Below are 23,326 nucleotides of genomic sequence, written 5' to 3'. Positions count from 1 at the left end.
GGCTCGTGCAAGGGCGTTTCGGGTGCCGGTAGGAAAGTTAGGGGTGCTTTTGAGGTACAATCCATCAGTTCCCGCGATGGACCCTGTTGGCTGGTATTCCCTTTCGTGCTGTGATCTCGGCTGCCCGCTTTTTGATTTCATCCTTCGTCGTGTCATACACGAAAGTAAGGAGATGGTCCAAGATTTCCACGCCGTCCAGTACGTCTGCCAAGCGTAGCCGGTCGTCATGGCTGCCTACGTTGCCGATCCACTTAACTGCCAGCAGGAGCTCGGCTGGCTCCGTGTAGTCCGGTTTAACAGCCTTCCAGTTATTGATACGCTCATGCAACGAGATAGGGCGACTACTTCCCCTGGTATCGATGCCCTTTCGAGGTATCCCTTGGTCATCCATTAGCGCTTCGGCGGCTGAGCGTAGGCGGTTTGCGGCGGAACTGGGGTCTATCCATATCACCTTGGCTGCGGCGTCAATCCGCTCCCCTACCTTTTCGGTACAGACGTCTCGACTTTCGATCAAAGGCAATGGCGGTGAGAAGATTTCTGGTGTGAGACGCTTTTTGTATTGCCCGTACCAACGACCGAATTCGTCGTAATCAGGAGTGAGATCCATTCGCCCTACAACTCTTGTCACGTCGCAATCTTTGATACGGCAGCGCAGTAGACAGTGGAAACCTCCGCTGATCCAGTCCGGTTCCCAATCGTCGTGCTGTCGCCAAGATTTACTCGTCTCCGATTCCTCCAAGACGAGAGATTCGGCAATGGGAGTCAACCCGCCTCTGTGGCAAGTAGGGCATGGGATGTGCGGCCATTGCGCTGGATCCTCGGGTAGTCCCTTAGCGATGGTGCGCAGATCCCTGATGAGGTGGTTTGCCATGGCAGCAGCTTGCCAGCGAGTAGCCGAGGCCCGCGATAGGTTTGCACGTATTCAGTGGCATGGACTCTACGAGGTCGTCACCTGGGATGGGGCCAGCTGTCGGTTGGGGCGCAGTCCGCGGGTGCTGTCGGCAGTGAGGGCGGCTGTCTTTGGACCGCTGCATGGGGGCGACGCTCAGACCTTGGGTGCCCGGACGAGACGTGCCTGGGTTGTAGGCGGGCCATTTCTCGTACAGCGCTGGGGCGCGTTCACGACACTCTGACCTGCGGCCCTGCCACTCGAAGCCGGAGGTTCCCCTGGCGTCGGAGCGGTCTCCTAGCCCGTACGCTGCGGTCGAGCCTCCTCTCGACTCACTCATCTGCACAGGTCAGTGCCGTTCAGAAGGAGTGTTCTTCGGGCGACTGCAAATCTGCCGTACGCGATGGGCTGGGCCGTCTATGGGCCGTCGAAGGGCGGCCCACGACTACCGACAACGACCAACGGCGACTGTTCGATCGCAGGCCGGCGCTGCGGCAACGTGAATCGGCTGAGGCCGGTTCGGGCCGACGTCACTTCCTCCGCAACAAGAAGAGCGAGTGGGAGGAGTACCGCTCCGAGGTCACGGCCTTCGAGCTGCGGAAGAACCTGCCGGTGCTGTAGTCAGCCGCCGAGAGCGGCAGGGGCGGGGTCGGGATCGGGGCCGGAGGCGATGATCTGTGCGAGCAGGTCGAGGCCGGGACGGTCCACGGGCCGGGCGTTGGCGTTGAGGATGACGACCGCGGCTCGGGCTTCGGGGGCTACGGCCAGCAGACTGCGGTAGCCGCCGGTGCCGCCGTCGTGGAAGAGGATCCGGTGCCGGCCGCCGGGCGGGGTGGCCGAGATCCAGCCGGGATGGACGGCGGCTCTGTCGTTGATGCGGTGGGCGGTGGTGTGGGTGAGGGCGATGGCTTCGGCGAGTTCGTCGGGCGCCTGGCCCATCTGCGCCCGGGCCAGCGTGAGCAGGTCGGGCACCGTGGAGTGCAGGCCGCCGGCGCCCGCGAGAGCGGCCAAGTGCCAGGGCGGGCGGGGGCGACCGCTGCGGGAGTGGCCGCCCGCCAGTCGTGCGGTGCGTCCCTGATCGAGAACCACGTGAGTGTCGGTCATGCCGAGGGGGCGGCAGATCTCGGCCTGGACGAGCGAGTCGTAGTCGGTGCCCGTGTGGCGTGCCAGGACGAGTCCGAGCAGGCCCGCACCCAGATTGGAGTACCGGAAGCTGGTGCCGGGCACCGATCGCAGACGGGTGCGCCGCAATCCGTCCATCAGGAACTCGCCCGTGCAGCCGGCGTAGGGGTCCGACCGGAACAGACTTCGCGGCAGCAGGCCTTTGGGTAACCGGGGCAGGCCGGACGTGTGGCACGCCAGGTGAGCCAGCTCGATGACCTCACCGCCGCGTTCCGGAACCCTGATGTCGCGGGGCAGCAGGTCGCGAAGCGGTTGGTCCAGCCTCACGGCACCCCGCACGGTGAGCCGGGCCAGCGCCAGCGCGGTGAACGTCTTGGTGACGGAACCGATCTCGAACAGCGTGCCGGGATCCGCGCCGTGCAGTGCGGACCGCCCGTCCCGGACCGCACCCACCACGATGGCGCCCCGCTGCCGGACGCCGAGCTGCTGCGCCGTTCGCCGTACCAGATCATCGAGGGGCGAGGTCATGATCGTCAGGCCTCCGTCCGGCCGAACAGGCGTCGGCCGCCGTACTTCTTGTGCACGGCCTGCTTCGACACCCCCAGCGCCTCCGCGATCTGCGTCCATGTCGTCCCCGCCACCCGCGCCCGGTGCACCAGGACCTCCTCCTGCCCTTCCAGGCGGCGGCGCAGCGCGGCCGCCTCGCGCAGTGCTTCGAGGGGGTCGGCGTTCTCGGTGATCGATGAGATGTCAACTCCGGTCATGCGTCAACTTTAGTTGACGCAGCCCTGCCGTCAACCCTGGTTGACCGAAGCCCCGCGGCCGCCTCGATGTCCTCGACCTCCCGGGCCGTCCGGGTGAGGGTGCCGGGGACGGCGCCCCGCTCACGGCAGGTACGCCGGTGACACCGCCGCCGGGGAGATCCGGTGGGGGTGGCCCGAGCCGTTGGCCGGGATCTCGTAGAGGTCGGCGCCGTAGTCGCCGGGCAGGGCGTAGACGAGCGTGCGGGGGTCCTTCCAGACCGCCTGGTCGTCGACGCTGCGCGGTTCCGCGAGCGGGGTCTCGTGCATCGTGCGCAGGTCGAGGACGTACAGGCGCCAGGGCGCGTCCTTGGACAGGCCCGCGACGCGCTTCTTGTAGGCGACACGGGTGCCGTCGGGGGAGAGGGACGGGCACTCCACGTTCGCGTGCAGGGTCGTGACGGTGCGGGCGCGCAGGTCGCCGCGGACCAGGTAGGTGTGCCCGCCCGTGGCCAGCGTGGCGTAGAACGTGCGGTCGTCGCCGGCGAACGTCACGCCCCAGAAGTTGGCGTCCGCCGCGCGGTACGGGTGGCCGTCCCGGACGATCCGGAAGGCCTCCAGGGTGGGGATCAGCACGCCGGTGCGGGTGTCCACGATCGCCGTGCGGGTGGAGAAGTTCGTCCCGGCGTACGAGTCACCGCCCACGAACGCGGTCCAGGCGGCGAAGTGCCCGGTGGGGGAGACCCGGGCGCGCGACGGGATGCCGGGGACGTCGTAGTGGTGGCGGGTGCGCAGACGGGCGTCCAGGAGCAGCGCCCGGTACGTGTCGGAGACCGGGCCGTGCACCGCCTGCAGGCACACACCGGTGCCCGAAGCGGCGTAGAACCGCAGGCACTTGACGCCGGAGGCGGTACGGGGCCCCGCCGGGCCGGCCGCCGGGACCGAGGTCAGTTCGTCGCGGTGCGGGCCCCACGCCATGTTGCGGAAGACCATGCGGCCGTGCCCGGTCAGGGACACCGTGCCGGACGTGACCTGGGGGCCGCCCGCCTGCGGCCGGTCGCGGCGGTCCGCGCGCGCCGAGGCGTGCAGGACGGACGCCAGCCCGACCGCCGCGAGGGCCGCGACGGCCGACAGCAGGATCAGGATCCGGGTGCGTACGGTCATGCGGGCACGGTGCCTTTCGGGCGCAGGGTCAGGGAGAACGCGGCACAGACCGCCAGGGCCACCACCGCCCCCGCGAGCGCCGCGCGGTCGCCCCACACCGTCCAGGCCGCGCCGAACAGCAGCGAGCAGGCGAACCGGGCCAGCGCCTGCCCGGTCTGCACGACGGCGAGGCCGGAGGAGCGCAGCGTCGCCGGGACGCCCTCGGAGGCCGCCGCCATCAGCACGCCGTCCGTGGCCGCGTAGAAGCCGCCGTGCAGGGCCAGGACGACGTAGGGCAGGGGCGTGCCGTGCCAGGAGGTGAGCAGCAGCGCGTAGGCGAGGAGCAGGGCCGCGTGGCCGCCCAGGAAGACCGCCCAGCGGCCCACCCGGTCGGCGAGCCGGCCGAGCGGCACCGCCAGCAGCAGGAAGGCGGCCGCCGTGCCGAGCGGCAGCAGCGCGAACCAGCGGTCGGGGACGCCGAGCCGGCGCTGCAGCAGCAGGTAGACGAAGGAGTCGCTGACCGTGGCCAGGCCGAGCAGCAGCGCGCAGACGGTGATCCGGCTCAGGTCGCGGCGGCGGAGCAGGCCCACCGCGGCCCGCAGGGTGGGCCGTTCGCCGCCCCCACCGTCACCGCCCTGGCGCCGCCCGCCCGGTACGAACAGCACCAGGACCAGCACCCCGAACACGGCCACGCAGAAGCTGACCGTGAAGACCGCGTCGTAGCCGTCCACGGTGGCGCGCAGGATCAGGAACGCCACCAGCGGTCCGAACAGGGCGCCCGCGGTGTCCATGGCCCGGTGCACGCCGAAGGCGCGGCCCCGGCCCTCCGGGGTGCTGGAGAGGGAGATCAGCGCGTCCCGGGGCGCGGTGCGCAGCCCCTTGCCGGTGCGGTCGGCGGCCAGGACCAGCCCGATGGGCGTGAGCGAGTGCGCCACCAGCAGCAGCGGCTTGCACAGCGCCGAGACGCCGTAGCCGAGCCCGGCCACCCACTTGTGCCGCCCGCCGCCCCGGTCCGCGAGGTGCCCGCCGGCCAGCCGGACCAGCGCGGAGAAGCCGTTGTAGACGCCGTCGAGCAGCCCGAAGCCGAGCGGGGACAGACCGAGGCCCGTCACCAGGTACAGGGGCAGCACCGCCGTCACCATCTCGGAGGACACGTCGGTGACCAGGCTGACCGTTCCGAGGGCGAGCACGGTGGGGGCGATCGCGGCACGGCGCCGCCCGGCCTCGGGCCGGACGGCACCGTCCGCGGACGCCCGCGCGCTCGCGCGGCTGTCCGCTACGTACACCTCAGGACGCCCAGACGCCGGTGATGTCCTTGGCGGAGGCCGCGTTGCCTGCGTGCGCGGTCAGGCCCTGGGTGTCCTCCAGGGTGCGCAGCAGGTCGTAGTGGTTGTAGGTGGTGGCGGACGACGAACCGGCGGTCACCGGCTGGCCGTAGAGGACGGTCGGGATGCGGTTGCCGCTGAGCCGGTTGTCCTCGTCGAAGGTGACGACGAGCAGGCTGTTGTGGGTCTTGGCCCACGTGGCGTAGGCGCCCAGGTTGTTCTTCAGCCAGGTGTCACCGGTCGACACGGAGCAGTCGTGCATGTCGCTGCACAGGTCGGGGACCACGAACGACATCTGGGGCAGCGTCGAGTAGTCGGTGGGGAACTGGGCGAAGGTCCTGGCGCTCGACGTCGGCACGTTGCCGAAACCGAACCAGGGGTTGTGCTTGCGGGCGTAGTTGCCGCTGCTGCACGTGGTGGAGCCCTGGCTCGGCAGGGTCTCGTTGTAGCTCGCCCAGCTGCGGCCCGCGGCGATCTGCTCGGAGGCGAGGTTCGGCGCCGAGGAGAAACCGGGGGTGTAGCAGCTGTCGTCGGTGATGCCCTGCGTCGAACCGGAGAACAGGGCGAAGTAGTTCGGCTGGCTGGGGTGGGTGATGGCGTAGGACTGGGTGAGGTTGGCGCCACCGGACTTCAGCGAGTTGATGTACGGGGCGCTGGCGGAGCCGATGACCTGGCTGTAGGCGTGGTTCTCGAAGACCACGACGACGACGTGGTCCGGGCTGGGCACGGCACCGGCGGCGTGGGCCGACCCACTGCCGAGGCCGGTCCACACACCGAACGCGGCCGCGGCGAAGGCCGCTGTCGACGCCATGACCGTGCGGGCACGGCGGAACACGGAACTGCCGGACACATCAACCTCCGGAGGGGGAAAGGACGGGGCTGGCGGTGCGGACAGAGCATGCACACGCCAACATTCCCGCGGCCCACGGAAGCCAACCTCACGGGTGAAGAGCGGATGAACGGTGGTACTCGCGCCGTCATGACCCGGATTCTGGTGGGGACTTGTGGCTGGACCGACCCGGCGCTGGTGAGCAGCGGCTGGTACCCGCGCGGCCGCCGCGACGCGGAGGGACGCCTGCGGCACTACGCGGACCACTTCCCCGTGGTCGAGGCGGACTCCCCCTACTACGCGTTGCCGAGCGCCCGTACGACCCGGGCCTGGGCGGACCGCACACCCGACGGCTTCCGCTTCGACGTCAAGGCGTTCTCCCTGCTCACCGGTCACCCCACCCGCCCGGCCGCCCTCCCCGCCGACCTGCGCGGACACCCGCGCGACGAGGGCCTGCTGACGGAGACCTGGGCGCGCTACGCCGAGGCCGTCGACCCCCTCCGCCGCGCCGGCCGTCTGGGCACCCTCCTCTTCCAGTTCCCGCCGTCCCTGGCCCCCGGCCCCGAGGCCGAGTCCTTCGTCCGGGCCGCCCGCGAACGCGCCCGCGACTGGCCGTTCGCCGTCGAGTTCCGCCACGGCGCCTGGTGGCACTCCCCGCGTACGACCGCCTTCCTCCAGGACCTGGACGCCACCGCCGTGGGCGTGGACACCCGCCAGAACCTCCCCACCTCCCTCCCCCCGGACACCCCCGTAACAACCCCTCGCCTCGCCGTCGTCCGCTTCCACGGCCGCAGCCCCCACTGGGGAACAGGCACCAAGGAGGACCGCTTCCGCCACACCTACACCCCGACAGAACTGGCCGAATGGCTACCCCGGATCAAGTCCTTGGCCGCCCACACGGAAGAGGTCCACCTGCTCTTCAACAACTGCTGCGCCGACGCAGCGGCCCAAGCGGCCCAGCACATGCAGGACTTGCTGACCCCCGCCCACAGCACGCCCAGTTGACCGCCCACCCGCACCCACCGGAGCCCAGGCCCGCCGCCGGCCGCGTACGGCGAGCAGGGGACGTGTCGGGTGGTGTCCGCCCGCAGCGGCCGGCGAAAACCCCGCCCACCAGGACCCCACAGCGCGCCGGACCGAGGACGGACACCACCCGGCGCGGCCCCGACCCAAGTACGACCGCAGGCGAACGCAAGCCCCCACGACCCGCGAGGGGCCGCCGCAGGCGCCCCCCATGGGACCGGCACCCGAACAGCCCGCCGCAGGCGCCCTCCATGGGACCGGCACCCGAACAGCCCGCCGCAGGCGCCCTCCATGGGACCGGCACCCGAACAGCCCGCCGCAGGCGCCCTCCATGGGACCGGCACCCGAACAGCCCGCCGCAGGCGCCCTCCATGGGACCGGCACCCGAACAGCCCGCCGCAGGCGCCCTCCATGGGACCGGCACCCGAACAGCCCGCCGCAGGCGCCCTCCATGGGACCGGCACCCGAACAGCCCGCCGCAGGCGCCCTCCATGGGACCGGCACCCGAACAGCCCGCCGCAGGCGCCCCCCATGGGACCGGCACCCGAACAGCCCGCCGCAGGCGCCCCCACAGCCCGCCGCAGGCGCCCCCCATGGGACCCGCACCCCGGCCGAACCACAGCCACCCCCACAGCCCGCCGCAGGCGCCCCCGCCCAATCCCGCCGCAGGCGACCCCCGCCGCAGGCAACCCCGCCGCACCCGAGCCCCACCCCGGCACGCCCGCCCGCACCCGGCTAGGCTCAGCCCAGGACGACCTAGATCCAGGGAGACCGCGGATGACGCCGGGGCGCAGAAGCAGCACCTTCACCCGACTGCTGCGGCACGGCTTCACCGACCCCTCGGCCGCCGAGCGCCTCCTGGACAGCGCCGAGCTGTCCGCCGTACGCGACGACCCGGTCCTCCTGGAGGCCCTGGGCGCCACCGCCGACCCCGACCTCGCCCTGCACGGCCTGGTCCGGATCCTGGAGGCCCAGCCGGACCCCACCGCCCACCGCGAACTGCTGGACACCCTGATAGCGGCCAAGCCGCTGCGCGACCGCCTGCTCGGCGTGCTCGGCGCCTCCGCGGCCCTGGCGGACCACCTCGCCCGCCACCCGAGCGACTGGCAGGCCCTGGTCACCTACGAGCCGCGCGACCTGCACCGCGGGGTGGCGGAGTTCGAGCGGGGCCTGGCCGAGGCCACCGACCCCGTCTCCCTCCGCGTCGCCTACCGCCGCTGCCTGCTGTCCATCGCCGCCCGCGACGTCTGCGGCACCATCGACGTGGCCGAGACCGCCGCCGAGCTGGCCGACCTCGCCACCGCCACGCTCCGCGCCGCCCTGGCCCTGGCCGAGGCCGCCGCCCCGGACGACGCCGCCGCCTGTCGCCTCGCGGTGATCGCGATGGGCAAGTGCGGCGGCCACGAGCTGAACTACGTCTCCGACGTGGACGTGATCTTCGTGGCGGAGGCGGCGGGGACGACCGTAGCGACGGGGACCACGCAGACCACCCAGACCACCGGGACCACCGGGACCACCGGGACCGCCGGGATCGCCGGGATCGCCGGGACCACCCAGACCGCCGGGACCGCCGGGACGGCAGGAGGCACCGACGAGGCCAAGGCGCTCCGCTCCGCCACCGCCCTGGCCTCGCACATGATGCGGATCTGCTCCGAGACCACGGTCGAGGGCTCGATCTGGCCGGTGGACGCCAACCTCCGTCCCGAGGGCCGCAACGGCCCCCTGGTCCGCACGCTGAGCAGCCACCTCGCCTACTACCAGCGCTGGGCGAAGACCTGGGAGTTCCAGGCCCTGCTCAAGGCCCGCCCGGTGGCCGGCGACGCCGCCCTCGGCGAGGCGTACGTCGACGCGCTCGCCCCCCTCGTGTGGCAGGCCGCCGAACGCGAGAACTTCGTGACGGACGTGCAGAAGATGCGCCGCCGCGTGGTGGAGAACATCCCCGCGGCCGAGGTCGAGCGCGAGCTGAAGCTCGGCCCCGGCGGCCTGCGCGACGTCGAGTTCGCCGTGCAGCTGCTCCAGCTCGTGCACGGCCGCAGCGACCCGTCGCTGCGCAGCGGCAGCACCCTCGAAGCCCTCCAGGCGCTGGCCGCCGGCGGCTACGTGGGCCGCGAGGACGGCGCCCGCCTGGACGAGGCGTACCGCTTCCTGCGGTCCATGGAGCACCGCATCCAGCTCTACCGGCTGCGCCGCACCCACCTGGTCCCGGAGGCCGAGTCCGACCGGCGGCGGCTGGGCCGCTCGCTGGGCCTGCGCGCGGACCCGGCGGCCGAGCTGCACCGCGAGTGGAAGCGGCACACCGGCGTGGTGCGGCGGCTGCACGAGAAGCTGTTCTACCGCCCGCTGCTCGACGCGGTCGCCCAGCTCGCCCCGGGGGAGGCCCGGCTGAGCCCGGTGGCGGCCCGCGAGCGCTTGGTGGCCCTTGGGTACGCCGACCCGGCGGCGGCCCTGCGCCACCTGGAGGCACTCGCCTCGGGCGTCACCCGCAAGGCGGCCATCCAGCGCACCCTGCTGCCGGTCATGCTCGGCTGGTTCGCCGACTCGGCCGACCCGGACGCGGGCCTGCTGAACTTCCGCAAGGTCTCCGACGCGCTGGGCAAGACGCCGTGGTACCTGAGGCTGCTACGGGACGAGGGCGCGGCCGCCGAGAACCTGGCCCGGGTGCTGTCGGCGGGCCGCCTCGCCCCCGACCTGCTCATGCGCGCCCCCGAGGCGGTGGCGCTGCTGGGCGACGGTGACGGCGGCGGCCTGGCGCCGCGCGGGCGCGGACCGCTGGAGCAGGAGATCCTGGCCGCGGCGGGGCGCGCGGAGAACGCCGAGCAGGGTGTCACCGCGGCCCGCGGCGTGCGCCGCCGGGAGCTGTTCCGCACGGCCGCCGCCGACATCATCGGCTCCTACGGCACCGAGAACAGCCCCGTCGAGGCCGACCAGGGCGCCCTGGTGGACCGGGTCGGCGCCGCGGTGTCCGACCTGACCGCCGCCACCCTGGCCGGCACCCTGCGGGCGGTCGTACGGGCCGGCTGGGGCGACACCCTGCCCACCCGGTTCGCGATCATCGGGATGGGCCGCTTCGGCGGCCACGAACTGGGCTACGGCTCCGACGCCGACGTGCTGTTCGTGCACGAGCCGCGGGAAGGCGTGGCGGAGCACGAGGCCGCGGCCGCGGCGAACAAGGTGGTCGCCGAGATGCGCCGGCTGCTCCAGCTGCCCAGCGCCGACCCGCCGCTCCTCATCGACGCCGACCTGCGTCCGGAGGGCAAGTCGGGCCCGCTGGTACGCACCCTGAAGTCGTACGAGGCGTACTACCGCCGCTGGTCCCTGGTGTGGGAGTCGCAGGCGCTGCTGCGGGCCGAGCCGGTCGCCGGCGACGAGGACCTGGGCCGCCGCTTCGTCGAGCTGGTCGACCCGCTGCGCTACCCGCCGCGGGGGCTCCCGGAAGACGCCGTGCGGGAGATCCGCCGGCTGAAGGCCCGCATGGAGTCCGAGCGGCTGCCGCGCGGCGCCGACCCCAAGCTGCACACCAAGCTCGGCCCGGGCGGCCTGTCCGACGTCGAGTGGACCGTGCAGCTGTTCCAGCTCAGGCACGGCCACCAGGTGCCCGGTCTGCGCACCACCCGTACCCGCGAGGCGCTGTCCGCGATCCGATCCGCCGGACTGCTCTCCGCCGAGGACACGGAGATCCTGGACGAGGCGTGGGTGCTGGCCACCCGGGTGCGCAACGCGGTCATGCTGGTCCGCGGCCGGGCCGGGGACACCTTCCCCACCGAGCCGCGCGAGCTGGCCGCGGTCGGCCGCTACCTGGGCTACGGCGCCGGGCACGCCGGGGACATGCTGGACGCCTACCGCAGGACCGCCCGGCGGGCCCGCGCGGTCGTCGAAGAGCTGTTCTACGCGGACGGGAACTGACCGGACCCGCTCCCCGCCGGGGCCGGCACCAGCCGGGGCAGGGAGTGCGGCAGACCGCCGTACCAGAGCCCGGCCACCGTGAATCCGAAGAGCAGGCAGAGGCCGCCGCCGACGGCGTCCAGCCAGAAGTGGTTGGCGGTGGCGACGATGACGACCAGGGTCGTCACCGGGTAGAGCAGCCCCAGCAGCCGCACCCACGGCACGGACGCCAGCGCGCAGACGGTCAGCCCGCACCACAGCGACCAGCCGATGTGCATCGACGGCATGGCCGCGTACTGGTTCGACATGTGCTTGAGGTCGCCGGAGGCCATCGAACCCCAGGTGTGGTGGATCATGACCGTGTCCACGAAGCGGCCGCCGTTCATCAGCCGGGGCGGGGCCAGCGGGAACAGGTAGTAACCGACCAGGGCCACGCCGGTGGTGGCGAACAGCACCAGGCGGGCCGCCGCGTAGCGGCCGGGATGCCAGCGGTAGAGCCACACCAGGACACCCAGCGTGATCACGAAGTGCAGGGTGGCGTAGTAGTAGTTCATGCCGATGATCAGCCAGTTCACCGCGTTCACGGTGTGGTTGACCGACTGCTCGACGGCGACGCCCAGCCGGTGCTCCAGGTTCCAGACCCAGTCGGCGTTGCGCAGCGCCTCCGCCCGTTGTTCCGGGACCGCGTTGCGGATCAGCGAGTAGGTCCAGTAACTCACCGCGATCAGAAGGATCTCGAACCACAGCCGGGGCCGGTGCGGCCGCCTGATCCGGCGCATCCGGCGCAGAAGGCGCTTTCCGCGCCTGGCCGTGACGGGCCGCGGAACGGTCAGCTCCTCGCGACCTTCCGGATCTGTCACGGCCGAGTCACTCATAGCAACAGAGTCTGCCAGAAAAGGGATCCTCGCCAGATCATCGCAAGGCCGGGTCCCCCGCGCACGTCCAACGACACCGCGCACGACCAACGACACCCGCGTACGTCCAACGACAACCGGGCACGTCCAACGACACGCGCGGGTCCTAGGGCACGCGCGGACTCACCTGCGGTCGCCCGGTGCCGAGGCGGTGGAACCGCGCACCACCAGCTCCGGCATGAACACGAACTCGCTGTGCGGCGCGGGCGTCCCGCCGATCTCCTCCAGCAGCGTGCGCACCGCCGCCTGCCCCATCGCCGGGACCGGCTTGCGGACCGTGGTCAGCGGCGGGTCGGTGAACGCGATCAGCGGGGAGTCGTCGAAGCCCACCACGGAGACGTCCGTGGGCACCTCGAGGCCGAGCTGCCGGGCCGCCCGTATGGCGCCGAGCGCCATCATGTCGCTCGCGCAGACCACGGCCGTGCACGTGCGCTCGATCAGCGCCGTCGCGGCCGCCTGGCCGCCCTCCAGGGTGTACAGCGAGTGCTGGACCAGCTCCGTCTCGACCGTCTTCGGGTCCAGCCCCAGCTGGTCCTGCATGGCGCGGACGAAGCCCTCGATCTTGCGCTGCACCGGCACGAACCGCTTCGGGCCGAGCGCGAGTCCGATCCGGGTGTGGCCCAGGGACACCAGGTGGGTCACCGCGAGCGAGGTGGCCGCCCGGTCGTCCGGGGAGATGAAGGGTGCCTGCACCTGCGGCGAGAAGCCGTCCACCAGCACGAACGGCACGCCCTGCGCCCGCAGCCGCTCGTAGCGCTGCATGTCGGCGGTGGTGTCCGCGTGCAGTCCGGAGACGTAGATGATGCCCGCCACCCCGCGGTCCACCAGCATCTCGGTCAGCTCGTCCTCCGTGGACCCGCCCGGGGTCTGGGTGGCGAGCACCGGGGTGTAGCCCTGCCGGGTCAGCGCCTGGCCGATGACCTGGGCGAGGGCCGGGAATATCGGGTTCTCCAGCTCCGGGGTGATCAGTCCCACCAGGCCCTCGCTGCGCTGGCGCAGCCGGACCGGACGCTCGTAGCCGAGCACGTCCAGGGCGGCGAGCACGGACTGGCGGGTGGTGGCGGCGACGCCCGGCTTCCCGTTGAGGACCCGGCTGACGGTCGCTTCGCTCACCCCCGCCTGCGCAGCGATGTCAGAAAGCCGTGTGGTCACGGCACCGGACTGTACCGGCCGCACTGCTCCTTGCACACCGACGGGACGCCGTGCGCGGGCGGCCGAACGTCCCGCCGTGGACTGCTGCGTCATCGCGATCCTCGTCCTTCTCGGTGTCCGGTCGGCGTGTGGCCGACCTCGTGGGGGGTGGTGTGCCCAGGTTCGTCCCGGAGCCGGCGTGCGCTCCGCAAGGGGATGATTCCGGCAGTGGAAACGGATGGCAAGGCCTTGCAGAGTCTTGCACAAGTGTCCGTCAACCCGCCGACCGGCGGCGGATCAAGGTTTCCGCGGGGTCAGCCGCAGGTCACGGCGAGGTAACCGCCGTGTTCTCTTGCACTTTTTTGCTGCAAGGTCTTTCGCGGCGCTTACAACGCTGTTACGTTCCCAGTCGCCCGGCCGCCGCAATGGCGCAGTCGGCAAGTCGCAGAGGCGTCAGACGGGACCGCCTTCTGCACCACTCGGGCTTGAAACCCTCAAGGAGAACTCATGCGGCGTGGCATAGCGGCCTCCGCGCTGGTGGCGTCCTTCGCCCTGGCGGCGACGGCGTGCGGCGGGAGCGACAGCGACAGCAAGTCGGACGGCCCGGTGACCATCACCTGGTGGGACACCTCCAACGCCACCAATGAGGCACCGACGTACAAGGCCCTGGTCGCGGACTTCGAGAAGGCCAATCCGAAGATCAAGGTCAAGTACGTCGACGTCCCCTTCGACCAGGCGCAGAACAAGTTCGACACCGCCGCGGGCTCCAAGGGCGCCCCGGACGTGCTGCGCTCCGAGGTCGGCTGGACCCCCGCCTTCGCGAAGAAGAGCTACTTCCTGCCGCTGGACGGCACGGAGGCCCTGGCGGACCAGAGCAAGTTCCAGCCGAACCTGATCAAGCAGGCCCAGTACGAGGGCAAGACCTACGGCGTGCCGCTGGTCACCGACACCCTCGCCCTGGTCTACAACAAGGCCCTGTTCAAGAAGGCCGGCATCACCGAGGCCCCCAAGACCTGGGACGAGCTGAAGTCGGACGCCGCCAAGGTCAAGGCCAAGACCAAGGTCGACGGCTACTGGGGCTCCACCCAGGCCTACTACGCCCAGTCCTTCCTCTACGGCGAGGGCACCGACACCGTCGACGCCACCGCCAAGAAGATCACCGTGGACTCGGCCGCCGCCAAGAAGGCCTACGGCACCTGGCTGAGCACCTTCTCCGGCAAGGGCCTGCACAAGGCCGACACCACCGCCGACGCCTACGCCCACATCCAGGACGCGTTCGTCAACGGCAAGGTCGCCGCGATCATCCAGGGCCCCTGGGAGATCACGAACTTCTACAAGGGCTCGGCCTTCAGCGACAAGTCGAACCTCGGCATCGCCACCGTCCCGGCCGGCTCGGCCGGCAAGGCGGGCGCCCCGACCGGCGGCCACAACCTCTCGGTCTACGCCGGCTCCGACAAGGCCCACCAGGCGGCGGCGCTGAAGTTCGTCAACTTCATGACCTCGGCGAAGTCCCAGGAGACCATCGCCCTGAAGAACTCCACCCTGCCCACCCGCGGCGACGCCTACACCGACCAGGTCAAGGCCGACCCCGGCATCGCCGGCTACCAGGGCGTCCTGTCCGCCGCGCAGCCCCGCCCGGCGCTGCCGGAGTACAGCTCCCTGTGGGGTCCGCTGGACACCGAGCTGCCGAAGATCGCCGGTGGCAAGGAGTCGCTGGACAAGGGCCTGAGCAACGCCGAGCTGGCCATCGCCAAGCTGGTGCCCGACTTCAGCAAGTGAGCCCGTGTGGCCGCCGGGTCCCTCCCGAGGGGGGAGGGACCCGGCGGCCACCGCCCTGTACCCAGCCCACCCCCTGATCGATCAAAAGGTGTCGAACCATGACAGTCGCCATCGACCGCGCGACCGGCAAGCGCCGCGGTGACCGCGCGCCTCGGCCCGGGCTGGGGCAGCGCATCAAGAACGGCTACCAGAAACACTGGTACGCCTACGCGATGATCGCCCCGGTGGTCGTCGTACTCGGTGTCATCGTGGGCTACCCGCTGGTGCGGGGCCTCTACCTGACGCTCACCGACGCCAACAGCCTCAACTCGGCGCGCACCATCGGCGTCAACCACATCGCCGCCACGTACAAGTACATCGGGTTCGGCAACTACAAGGACATCCTGTTCGGCCCGACCTCGTACGACCGGTTCTGGTCGCACTTCCTGTGGACGGTCTTCTGGACCGCCGCCTGTGTGGCCCTGCACTACACCATCGGCCTGGGCCTCGCGCTCATGCTGAACCAGAAGCTGCGCGGCCGTACCTTCTACCGGCTGATGCTGGTCCTGCCCTGGGCCGTGCCGACCTTCGTCACCGTCTTCTCCTGGCGGATCATGCTCGCCGACTCCGGCGTGCTCAACCAGATCCTGCACTCGCTCCACCTGCCCCAGCCGCAGTGGCTGGAGGACACCTTCTGGCAGCGGTTCGCCGCGATCATGGTGAACACCTGGTGCGGTGTGCCGTTCATGATGCTCTCGCTGCTCGGCGGCCTGCAGTCGATCGACTCCACGCTCTACGAGGCCGCGGAGATGGACGGCGCCAGCGCCTGGCAGCAGTTCCGGCACGTCACACTGCCGGGTCTGCGCTCGGTCAGCTCCACCGTGGTGCTGCTCGGCATCATCTGGACGTTCAACCAGTTCGCGATCATCTTCCTGCTCTTCGGGCCGACCGGCGCGCCCGACGCACAGATCCTCGTGACCTGGGCCTACTTCCTCGGCTTCGGCCAGCAGCCCCGGGACTTCGCCCAGTCCGCCGCCTACGGCGTGCTGCTGCTGTCGATCCTGGCCGTCTTCACCTCCTTCTACTTCCGCTGGCTGAAGCGCAATGACCAGCTCGCCGTCTGACGCCGCAGGAGCCGCCGCCATGAGCACCACGACACCCCCCGAGATCAAGCCGGGACGCCCGGTCACCCCGCAGGTCGTCGCCGCCTCGCGCATCCGTCCGACGCGCCGGCGCGGTGAGCGCGGCCCGCTCGGCGCCGCCCTGATGCACGGCGGCCTGATCGTCGCGAGCCTGATCGCGCTGGCCCCGGTGGCCTGGCTGTTCTTCCTGTCCCTCGGCCCGGACAAGGACGACTACCTGCACCCGGGCAAGATCATGGGCAAGCTCAGCTTCTCCAACTACAGCTTCGTGCTGCAGCACACCGCCTTCTTCGACTGGTTCAAGTCGACGATGATCGTGGCCCTCGGCACCACCGTGATCGGTGTCTTCGTCGCCGCGACCACCGGCTACGCCGTCTCGCGCATGCGCTTTCCCGGCTACAAGTCGCTGATGTGGGTGCTGCTGCTCACCCAGGCGTTCCCGATCGCCATCCTGATCGTGCCGATGTACGAGATCTTCAGCGACATCGGCCTGATCGACACCTACTGGTCGCTGATCGTGATCAACTGCACCACCGCCGTGCCGTACAGCGCCTGGCTGCTCAAGGGCTACTTCGACACGATCCCGTTCGAGATCGACGAGGCCGGCCGGGTGGACGGGCTCAGCCCCTTCGGCACCTTCTTCCGGCTGATCCTGCCGCTCGCCCGCCCGGGCCTGGCCGTCGCCGCCTTCTACAACTTCATCACCGCCGTGGGCGAGGTCGCCTTCGCGACGACCTTCATGCTCGACGACTCGAAGTACACCTTCGCCGTCGGTCTGCAGACCTTCGTCAGCCAGCACGACGCCGAGTGGAACTACATGGCCGCCACCGCGGTGCTGATCGCGATACCCGTGTCGGTGTTCTTCTACCTCGTGCAGAAGAACCTCGTCACCGGCCTCACCGCGGGCGGCACCAAGGGCTGACGCCCCCACCGGTGAAAGGCTCCCGCGCGCCTGACCGCGCGGGTAGGCGGCCGCGGTGTTCCATCCGACCCCGCTGACACCGCGGCCGCCTCGTACCCCAGCCGCCCACCACGTCGCCCCTGACCAGACCTCATTCACGCAGCAAGGACGCCATGAGCCAGCAGACCCCCGCAGCCCCGGCCGCCGACTCCGCCGTCGCCACCGTCGCCAAGCGCCGCGACTGGTGGCGGGACGCGGTGATCTACCAGGTCTACCCGCGCAGCTTCGCCGACAGCAACGGCGACGGCATGGGCGACCTGGAGGGCGTACGCTCCCGCCTCCCGTACCTGCGCGACCTCGGCGTGGACGCCGTGTGGCTCAGCCCCTTCTACGCCTCCCCGCAGGCCGACGCCGGCTACGACGTGGCCGACTACCGCGCGGTCGACCCCATGTTCGGCAACCTGCTCGACGCCGACGCGCTGATCCGCGACGCCCGCGGGCTCGGCCTGCGCATCATCGTCGACCTGGTCCCCAACCACTCCTCCGACCAGCACGAGTGGTTCAAGCGCGCCCTCGCGGAGGGCCCCGGCTCCTCCTGCCGGGACCGCTACCACTTCCGCCCCGGCAAGGGGAAGAACGGCGAACTGCCGCCCAACGACTGGGAGTCCATCTTCGGCGGCCCGGCCTGGACCCGGGTCACCGAGCCGGACGGCACCCCCGGTGAGTGGTACCTGCACCTCTTCGCGCCCGAGCAGCCCGACTTCAACTGGGAGCACCCGGCGGTCGGCGACGAGTTCCGCTCCATCCTGCGCTTCTGGCTGGACATGGGTGTCGACGGCTTCCGCATCGACGTCGCCCACGGCCTGGTGAAGGCCGACGGCCTGCCCGACCTCGGCTCCCACGACCAGCTCAAGCTGCTGGGCAACGATGTCATGCCCTTCTTCGACCAGGACGGCGTGCACGCGATCTACCGCCAGTGGCGCACGATCCTGGACGAGTACGCGGGCGAGCGGATCTTCGTGGCCGAGGCGTGGACCCCGACCGTCGAGCGCACCGCCAACTACGTCCGCCCGGACGAGCTGCACCAGGCCTTCAACTTCCAGTACCTGGGCACCGCGTGGGACGCCGAGGAACTGCGGACGGTCATCGACCGCACGCTGGAGGCGATGCGCCCGGTGGGCGCCCCCGCGACCTGGGTGCTGTCCAACCACGACGTCACCCGGCACGCGACCCGGTTCGCCAACCCGCCCGGCCTCGGCACCCAGATCCGCACGGCGGGCGACCGCGCGCTCGGCCTGCGCCGGGCCCGCGCCGCGACCCTGCTGATGCTGGCCCTGCCCGGCTCGGCCTACATCTACCAGGGTGAGGAACTGGGCCTGCCCGACGTGGTGGACCTGCCCGACGAGGTGCGCCAGGACCCGGCCTACTTCCGGGGCGCCGGCCAGGACGGCTTCCGCGACGGCTGCCGGGTGCCGATCCCGTGGACCCGCGAGGGCTCGTCGTACGGCTTCGGCGGTGGCGGCAGCTGGCTGCCCCAGCCGGCCGAGTGGGCCGAGCTGAGCGTGGAGGCGCAGAGCGGCGTGGCCGGCTCGACGCTGGAGCTGTACCGGGCCGCGCTGAGCGAGCGCCGTGCGCGCCCCGACCTGGGCGCGGGCGACGCGGTCGAGTGGCTGCGCGCCCCGGAGGGCGTCCTGGCCTTCCGCCGCGGCGAGTTCGTGTGCGTGGCGAACACCACGGGGGAGTCGGTGACGGTGCCGGCGTACGGCCGGGTGCTGCTCGCCAGTGGTGAGGTGACCGAGGCCGACGGCGAGGCGAAGGTGCCCGCCGACACCACCGTCTGGTGGACCGCGGCGGTCTGACGCCCCCTTCGGCGCCCGCGCTGAAAATTCTTGCATCAACTTGCTTACGGCCCGCTGCCTTTCTGGCAGCGGGCCTTTAACATCTGCGTTACCGCAAGATTGCTGAAACATTTCAGCAAGCGCCTTCAACGTCGAAGGAACCCCCACATGGCACGCAGCACCCTCCCCATGGCGCTCGCCGTCGCGGCCGCCTTCACGATTGGCATGTACCCGACTACCGCGGCGGCCTCGCCGCCCGGCACCAAGGACGTCACCGCCGTCCTCTTCGAGTGGAACTACGCCTCGGTCGCCAAGGAGTGCACCGCCACCCTCGGCCCGGCCGGCTACGGCTACGTCCAGGTCTCCCCGCCCGCCGAGCACATACAGGGCTCGCAGTGGTGGACGTCGTACCAGCCGGTGAGCTACCGGATCGCCGGCCGCCTCGGCGACCGCACGGCCTTCCAGAACATGGTGAACACCTGCCACGCGGCCGGTGTGAAGGTCGTGGTCGACACGGTCGTCAACCACATGGCGGCGGGCAGCGGCACCGGCACCGGCGGCTCGTCGTACACGAAGTACAACTACCCCGGTCTCTACTCGAGCCCCGACTTCGACGACTGCACCTCGCAGGTCACCAACTACCAGGACCGCTGGAACGTCCAGCACTGCGAACTCGTGGGCCTGGCCGACCTGGACACGGGCGAGGAGTACGTCCGCAAGACCATCGCCGGCTACATGAACGACCTGCTGACCCTCGGCGTGGACGGCTTCCGCATCGACGCGGCCAAGCACATCCCGGCCGACGACCTCGCCAACATCAAGAGCCGGCTCACCAAGCCCGCCGCCTACTGGAAGCAGGAGGTCATCTACGGCGCGGGCGAGGCGGTCCAGCCGACCGAGTACACCGGCAACGGCGACGTCCAGGAGTTCCGCTACGCCTACGACCTCAAGCGCGTCTTCAACAACGAGAAGCTCGCCTACCTGAACAACTACGGCGAGGGCTGGGGCTACCTGAGCAGTTCGGTGGCCGGCGTCTTCGTCGACAACCACGACACCGAACGCAACGGCTCCACCCTGAACTACAAGGACGGCGCCAAGTACACCCTGGCCAACGTCTTCATGCTGGCCTGGCCGTACGGCGCCCCGGACATCAACTCGGGCTACGAGTGGTCGGACGCGGACGCCGGCCCGCCCAACGGCGGCAAGGTCAACGCGTGCTGGCAGGACGGCTGGAAGTGCCAGCACGCCTGGCCCGAGATCAAGTCCATGGTCGCCTTCCGCAACGCCACCCGCGGCCAGTCCGTGACCAACTGGTGGGACGACGGCAACAACGCCATCGGCTTCGGCCGGGGCAGCAAGGGCTACGTGGCCATCAACCACGAGTCCTCGTCCCTGACCCGCACCTACCAGACCTCGCTGGCGGCGGGCACGTACTGCAACGTGCAGAACAACACGACGGTGACGGTGAACTCGAACGGGCAGTTCACCGCCACCCTGGGCGCCGACACGGCGCTCGCGATCTACGCCGGGAAGTCGGGCTGCTGATTCCCCCCGACCGGAGCAACCGCGCGTGCGCGGCGCCCGTCGCGGTCCGAGGCTTGCCCCATGAGCATCCGACCCTGGGTCGTCGTCGAGGAACCGGATGACCGGGGCCTGCGCCGGGTCACCGTCGGCAGCACCGCTGCCGGCGGTGTCTGGTCGCTGCGCGAACTGCGGAAACTGCTGGCCCGCCGCGGGCACCCCGACGTGGACGTGGACGACCCGGCCTACGTGTGCTGGCGCGGCGGGGGCAGTGACACGTGGCCCGACCGGGCGTGGAGGCGGCGGACCGTCAGCGCGCTGATGGTGGCGGGCCTGCTCGCTTCCGCGGTGCTCAACGTGGTGATCGGACGGCCGGACGTCTTCGGCGCCCTGACCTTCGCCCAGCGGTTGACCGGGGCTGTCTTCGTCCTGTCCGGTCTGGTGCTGCTGGCGTCAGCGGCGGCGGCAGTCGACCACTGGGGGAAACGGCAGTCGAGGGTGTCCGGTGCGGTCACCGTGCTCGGCGTCCTCATCGCACTGGCCACCGACACCCTTCTTGTTCTCATGTGGCTTGACGAGAGAGAATGGACGCGCTACATGCTGGCGTTCATGCCGCTGTGGTGCTGGGCGGTGTGGGCGCTGTGCTTGTTACTCCGGGAAAGGGCCTGGAAAGGAGTTCCACAGCCCAGGAAAGTCGCGGCCGGAGTGGTGGTGTCAGCCGTGTTCACCGCTCTGAGTCTGGCGTACTCGACCATGTACGCACCCACGGTAGCGCCCTTGCATCTCACTCTGAAAGCGGGATTCGGTGCGGCGCGGGCCGACGGTCTGCATCCCTTCCTTCAGGTGCCATTGAAGTTGTCCGTGAAGAACACCGGGGCGTTCTCGGTGTACATCGTCATCGATGACTTCTCGGTGTACGGGAGGACCGCGAGATACTCGGAAAAGGGGGACTCGTCGGTCGACGAGTGGGAGAGGAGTATTGATCTCGACAAGACCAGGGAGGACTCGGAGACGAATGTCGACCAACTGTACTACACCGCCCTCAGCAGGGGCCGTTTCTATGAGCCCGGGACAGTGCTGGAAAGCGGCCAGGAGGACACGCGCGAGCACGTTCTGCAGGTTCCCCGGAACGCCAAGTACGACCTTCTCCACGTCGACCTGCAGCTCGCCTTCATGAGGAAGGACCGCGGGCGGATCGATGTGGACGCCTTCGGGGATCAGCACCCGTCGTGGAATGTGACGCCGGAACGATTCTTTTGCACGGTGGACTGGTGCCGGGACCGGCTCCTGTATCTAGGCAGAGTGCGTCACAACAACAACCTGGTCAACGTGACACACGGCCCTCGTTACATGTTGGCTACCTGGGGAATCGATGCCAAATATCCTTTCTACTCCATTTCTACGTACCACTTCGAGCATCCGGGGCCGCCTCCTCGGGAAAAAGGAAAGAGGGAACTCGACAGGTTCGGCGTCTCGGCGGTCGACACCAATGCCGAGGTGTCGATGGCGGAACTGACGAAGTCTATCGATGTTCCTCGGCCATCTTGACCCAGGTGCCCGATTCGACTCCGTCCCGGTCGAGTTGACGAGCGGCCCCCAGGCAATGCAGTGCCGGACTCCCCAGAGCGGTGTAGAGTTCTTTCGCCGGTATCGAGTCGGCGAGCTTGGGGACGAGCAGCTTGACGGCCAACGGGGCGTCGATAATTCTCTTGTTCCGCAGTTCGGCGAAAATCTTCAGGGCTTCGTTCCCCGCTTCTTCGGACTTCCAGAATTCTTTGACGCCCTCCTTGTTCCACGGGCCGGGGAGTGCGCTCTCCAGGTCTCCCGCGAGTGTTTCCTCCGAAACACTCCTCTCGAAGACGGAGTTGGTACAGATTTCAGCCGCCTTGCCGAGTGGTTCGGTCGGCAGGGGCTGCGCGGAGAGGTACTCCGTCAGCTCCTTCTCCACTTGGGCAAGCTGCTCCTGCAGTTTCCGGCGTGCCTTCTCCCTCTTCTCGTCCGACGCCCGGCTGTCGGTGGAGCCGTCCAGCGACGAACTGGCCTCGTTCGCCGCTCTCGCCAAGGACCGCCGGCCCCCGCCGTGCGTGTTCCGGTCGCTGAGGGCGCCCATGACCGTGGCCAGGAAACGCAACCTCTGCATGGTCTCCTCGTGGGGAGGGCTGGAGGCCGGTGCGCTCGAGTTCTGGCGGGAAGAGCTGGCCGCCTGGGCGGATTGGGATGCTGCCTGGGTCATGTGGTCGCCGGCACCGGCCGTGTCGTCCCGCTCTTCAGGCGGCGTCCCGGGGTCGCCGATCACCGCCAGAGCGGCCGCTGACTTGGCCCCCACATCGAAGGTCAGGCGCCGTTCCTCAGGCGTGAGCCCAGGGCTGCGCGCCGCGTCGAGGGTGGACGCCACCTGCTTCACGAGCCCTGTCAACTGCGCCCGCACCGCAGGCGGCGTTCCGGGATCGCCGATGACCTTCAGGGCGGAACCCACCGCATGGGCGGTCCCGATGGCTGCGTCACGGTCCTGGGGCGAGGTCCCCGGGTCACCCACCGCGTGGAGGGTGTCGGTCAGTTGCGCGACACTGGGGGCCAGCTCCTTCGGAGCCTCGTTCTTCGCCTGATCCAGGCCCGTCGTTGCCTCTTCAAGTGCCTTCTTCTGTTGCTTCGGCGCCTGGGAAGCCGATGTGTCGCCCCCGGTGGTGCTGGTCGACTCGTCCGACGTACCGCCCGAACTCGATGTATCGGTCGGGTTCGTCGTCCCGGTCGTGCCGGTCCGGCTCGACGTCCCGCTGGTGTCGGTGGCCGAGGAGTCCGGTACCGGCGAGGACGGGCTGGACTCGCCCGGTGAGGTGCCCTGCGTCGATGTGCCGGGAGAGGGCGGGGTCGACAGCCCGGGTGAGGGAGGGGGAGACGTGGACGCCGCTGCGGCCATGGGGAGCGCGAGGGCTGCCGCCACTGCGGACGCGCCGAACAGGTGCAGGATGTGCCGCCGGGGGAGTCTGGCCATGGTGTATCCAGGTGCGGACCGAAGTCGCCGGGGGCGACCCTTCGTTCGTTACGGGCCGACAATCGCCACACAAGCCACTCTTCACCCGCTCGGCGCATCCAGCAAGTCGGATGAAAGATCTTTCCGTTGCTTTCAAGCCTCTTGCTGTAAACCTTTCGGCAGCGGTACGGTCGCGC

Annotated in this window: 17 protein-coding genes and 1 pseudogene; 9 read left to right on the top strand and 9 right to left on the bottom strand. The window is 70.2% G+C overall.

All coding sequences use genetic code 11. The features are described from left to right. Window positions 1-64: 64 nt before the first annotated feature. Window positions 65-607, bottom strand: a complete 543-nt coding sequence (locus B446_RS36990) for a DUF4145 domain-containing protein (protein ID WP_158506750.1) — start codon at window positions 605-607, stop codon at window positions 65-67. A gap of 816 nt (window positions 608-1,423) precedes the next feature. Between B446_RS36990 and B446_RS41115 the strand changes: the two are divergent. Further along, a pseudogene (locus B446_RS41115) lies at window positions 1,424-1,510 on the top strand (glutamine synthetase); the annotation flags it as partial. Here B446_RS41115 and B446_RS11700 read toward each other — a convergent pair. The 5 genes from B446_RS11700 to B446_RS11680 all read right to left on the bottom strand — a co-directional run bounded on the left by B446_RS11700 (window position 1,511) and on the right by B446_RS11680 (window position 6,030). After that, window positions 1,511-2,539, bottom strand: coding sequence for a serine hydrolase domain-containing protein (locus tag B446_RS11700; RefSeq protein WP_020939645.1), 1,029 nt, complete (start codon window positions 2,537-2,539; stop codon window positions 1,511-1,513). Window positions 2,540-2,544: 5 nt separating this feature from the next. Further along, the gene (locus B446_RS11695; protein ID WP_020939644.1) at window positions 2,545-2,775 is read right to left on the bottom strand and encodes a hypothetical protein; all 231 of its coding nucleotides are present in this window, start codon (window positions 2,773-2,775) and stop codon (window positions 2,545-2,547) included. 120 nt (window positions 2,776-2,895) lie between these two features. Further along, a complete protein-coding gene (locus tag B446_RS11690) occupies window positions 2,896-3,915 on the bottom strand; it encodes a TolB family protein (RefSeq protein ID WP_020939643.1) in 1,020 nt (339 codons plus the stop codon). After that, window positions 3,912-5,180 carry an MFS transporter gene (locus tag B446_RS11685; protein ID WP_020939642.1) on the bottom strand — a complete coding sequence of 423 codons (1,269 nt, stop codon included), beginning with the start codon at window positions 5,178-5,180 and terminating at the stop codon, window positions 3,912-3,914. Before B446_RS11685 ends, B446_RS11690 begins: the two co-directional genes overlap by 4 nt. 1 nt (window position 5,181) lies before the next feature. Further along, entirely contained in the window at window positions 5,182-6,030 is an 849-nt protein-coding gene (locus B446_RS11680; protein WP_193384448.1) for an alkaline phosphatase family protein, read from the bottom strand. Between the two features lie 168 nt (window positions 6,031-6,198). Between B446_RS11680 and B446_RS11675 the strand changes: the two genes are divergently transcribed. Both B446_RS11675 and B446_RS11670 read left to right on the top strand, forming a co-directional pair. Then, a complete protein-coding gene (locus B446_RS11675) occupies window positions 6,199-7,053 on the top strand; it encodes a DUF72 domain-containing protein (protein WP_020939640.1) in 855 nt (284 codons plus the stop codon). 795 nt (window positions 7,054-7,848) lie between these two features. Continuing rightward, entirely contained in the window at window positions 7,849-10,974 is a 3,126-nt protein-coding gene (locus B446_RS11670; RefSeq protein WP_020939639.1) for a bifunctional [glutamine synthetase] adenylyltransferase/[glutamine synthetase]-adenylyl-L-tyrosine phosphorylase, read from the top strand. Here the strand turns inward: B446_RS11670 and B446_RS11665 are convergent. Next, entirely contained in the window at window positions 10,956-11,828 is an 873-nt protein-coding gene (locus tag B446_RS11665) for a phosphatase PAP2 family protein (RefSeq protein ID WP_106960566.1), read from the bottom strand. The two genes, B446_RS11670 and B446_RS11665, sit on opposite strands and share 19 nt — an antisense overlap. Before the next feature lie 162 nt (window positions 11,829-11,990). After that, window positions 11,991-13,019 (bottom strand): LacI family DNA-binding transcriptional regulator, encoded by a 1,029-nt coding sequence (locus tag B446_RS11660; protein ID WP_043478048.1) that lies wholly within the window; start codon window positions 13,017-13,019, stop codon window positions 11,991-11,993. 486 nt (window positions 13,020-13,505) lie between these two features. Here B446_RS11660 and B446_RS11655 point away from each other — a divergent pair, with 486 nt between their 5' ends. The 6 genes from B446_RS11655 to B446_RS36060 all read left to right on the top strand — a co-directional run bounded on the left by B446_RS11655 (window position 13,506) and on the right by B446_RS36060 (window position 21,706). Beyond that, entirely contained in the window at window positions 13,506-14,777 is a 1,272-nt protein-coding gene (locus B446_RS11655; RefSeq protein ID WP_020939636.1) for an extracellular solute-binding protein, read from the top strand. Window positions 14,778-14,875: 98 nt separating this feature from the next. Next, window positions 14,876-15,880 carry a carbohydrate ABC transporter permease gene (locus B446_RS11650; RefSeq protein ID WP_020939635.1) on the top strand — a complete coding sequence of 335 codons (1,005 nt, stop codon included), beginning with the start codon at window positions 14,876-14,878 and terminating at the stop codon, window positions 15,878-15,880. Window positions 15,881-15,899: 19 nt separating this feature from the next. Beyond that, window positions 15,900-16,820: a sugar ABC transporter permease gene (locus tag B446_RS11645; protein ID WP_020939634.1), complete on the top strand. Its 921-nt coding sequence runs from the start codon at window positions 15,900-15,902 to the stop codon at window positions 16,818-16,820. A 152-nt stretch (window positions 16,821-16,972) separates the two neighbouring features. Next, window positions 16,973-18,658: a glycoside hydrolase family 13 protein gene (locus tag B446_RS11640; protein ID WP_020939633.1), complete on the top strand. Its 1,686-nt coding sequence runs from the start codon at window positions 16,973-16,975 to the stop codon at window positions 18,656-18,658. 147 nt (window positions 18,659-18,805) lie between these two features. Further along, the gene (locus B446_RS11635; protein WP_020939632.1) at window positions 18,806-20,182 is read left to right on the top strand and encodes an alpha-amylase; all 1,377 of its coding nucleotides are present in this window, start codon (window positions 18,806-18,808) and stop codon (window positions 20,180-20,182) included. Window positions 20,183-20,242: 60 nt separating this feature from the next. After that, window positions 20,243-21,706: a hypothetical protein gene (locus B446_RS36060; protein ID WP_020939631.1), complete on the top strand. Its 1,464-nt coding sequence runs from the start codon at window positions 20,243-20,245 to the stop codon at window positions 21,704-21,706. Here the strand turns inward: B446_RS36060 and B446_RS11625 are convergent. Next, window positions 21,681-23,150, bottom strand: coding sequence for a hypothetical protein (locus B446_RS11625; protein ID WP_020939630.1), 1,470 nt, complete (start codon window positions 23,148-23,150; stop codon window positions 21,681-21,683). The genes B446_RS36060 and B446_RS11625 overlap by 26 nt on opposite strands. Window positions 23,151-23,326 lie beyond the last annotated feature (176 nt).

This window comes from Streptomyces collinus Tu 365, assembly GCF_000444875.1.
Taxonomy (GTDB): Bacteria; Actinomycetota; Actinomycetes; order Streptomycetales; family Streptomycetaceae; genus Streptomyces; species Streptomyces collinus_A.
Note: the sequence above shows the minus strand (reverse complement) of the source record. Positions and strands in the feature narration are given on the sequence as shown.